We start from the raw sequence: 1742 nt of genomic DNA on the forward strand, positions 1-1742 counted from the left end.
CGAATTGCGGCTTTGACCTCAGCTTCGGAGATTTCTTGACCTTCGAGATATTTCTCGGTCAATTCATCTGAAGTATCGGCAACAGATTCCAATAGTTTCAAGCGAAACTCATCCGCTTTAGCTTGGAGATCGGCAGGAATATCGCGTTCTTCGATATCCTTACCCATGTCATCCATCGCGTAAAACGCGCGCATCGTGACTAGATCGATTACTCCAGCAAAATCGCCTTCAGCACCGATCGGAATCTGGATGGGTACCGCGTTGACCCGCATCCGATCGAGGATTTGGTCGTAAACTTTGAAGAAATTCGCACCCGTGCGATCCATCTTATTCACAAAGACGATCCGAGGTACTTTGTAGCGATCGGCTTGTCGCCATACCGTCTCCGATTGAGGCTGAACGCCACCAACGGAGCAGAATACAGCAATTACACCATCGAGTACCCGCATCGAACGTTCGACTTCGATCGTAAAATCTACGTGTCCTGGAGTATCGATGATATTGATCTTATGATCTTTCCAAGTCGTACTGATTGCGGCTGCGGTGATGGTGATTCCACGCTCTTGCTCTTGCACCATCCAGTCGGTGGTGGCAGTTCCTTCGTGAACTTCGCCGATCTTATGGACAACCCCAGAATAATATAGTATTCTCTCGGTCGTGGTTGTCTTACCCGCATCAATGTGGGCTGCAATCCCGATGTTGCGTACTTTCTCAAACGGGACGGTACGTGGCACAATTACCTCCTAACTTGTCGGCTGCCGATAATAAATTTGTTAATCTTTACTAAGATTGTAGACGTTTTTGGGGACACTCGCGCGATCGCAGTGCCCCCAAATAGAGTGAAAACCGAATCGGTTTAGTAACGGTAGTGCGCGAAGGCTTTATTTGCTTCTGCCATCCGGTGAGTTTCCTCACGTTTGCGAATCGCACTTCCGGTTTCATTAGCTGCATCCATTAGCTCGTTAGCCAATTTACCAGCCATCGATTTACCCGCGCGAGAGCGAGAATAGTTAATCAACCAGCGCATGGCTAGTGCCGTACCGCGCTCGGCTTTAACTTCCATCGGTACTTGATAGGTAGCACCACCGACGCGGCGACCTTTGACTTCTACTAAGGGAGTTGCGTTTTTGACGGCTTTTTCAAAGGTTTCGAGCGGATCGTTACCTGTGCGCTCTTCGATCGTTTTCATCGCTTCATAGATGATCCGATAAGCGACTGATTTTTTACCGCTATACATGATGCGGCGCACCATCATGTTCACCAAACGGCTGTTGTAAACAGCATCTGGTGGCACTGGGCGTTTGACGACTTTGGTTCTGCGGGACATACGAAAGTTGAATTGGTGATTGGTTTAGGTACTGACGTTGTTACAACCTCTGGATGAGAGCATCTGTGGCTCGCCTTCGGTCACTTACTTATTTGCATTGAGGATTAATCTAGGAATCTTCAGTGATGGTTTGAGATCGTCTCTAGACGTTCTCTGTGCCATTTGCAACGAAACCGGAAACTACCAATTTATCTCTACTTCAGCAATTATCTATAGTTGGCGCGAATGTCAATTGGCACTACGTCAATTACAGGCATAACATAACCCTCAGCATGAGGATGTTTGCAGTCTTGCTAGCTGCAATCGACGTGTAATCTCCATATAAATAACGCACTCAAAAAGCATCGAGCGATCGCCATCTAAAATCAGGAAACTTACTTAGCAGCTTTGGGTCGCTTGGTTCCATACTTGGAAC

At 47.5% G+C, this 1742-nt stretch carries 3 protein-coding genes; 1 reads left to right on the forward strand and 2 read right to left on the reverse strand.

All coding sequences use genetic code 11. The features are described 5' to 3' along the window. On the reverse strand, positions 1–734 hold a 734-nt coding region (locus RMO35_RS09865), incomplete at its 3' end, for a GTP-binding protein (protein ID WP_309740744.1). A 122-nt stretch (positions 735–856) separates the two neighbouring features. Further along, a complete protein-coding gene (rpsG, locus tag RMO35_RS09870) occupies positions 857–1327 on the reverse strand; it encodes a 30S ribosomal protein S7 (RefSeq protein WP_295620855.1) in 471 nt (156 codons plus the stop codon). A gap of 37 nt (positions 1328–1364) precedes the next feature. Here rpsG and RMO35_RS09875 point away from each other — a divergent pair, with 37 nt between their 5' ends. Beyond that, on the forward strand, positions 1365–1586 hold the full coding sequence (locus RMO35_RS09875) for a hypothetical protein (RefSeq protein ID WP_309740749.1): 222 nt from the start codon (positions 1365–1367) through the stop codon (positions 1584–1586). The last annotated feature ends 156 nt before the right edge of the window (positions 1587–1742 follow it).

The organism is Chamaesiphon sp. OTE_20_metabat_361, assembly GCF_031364565.1.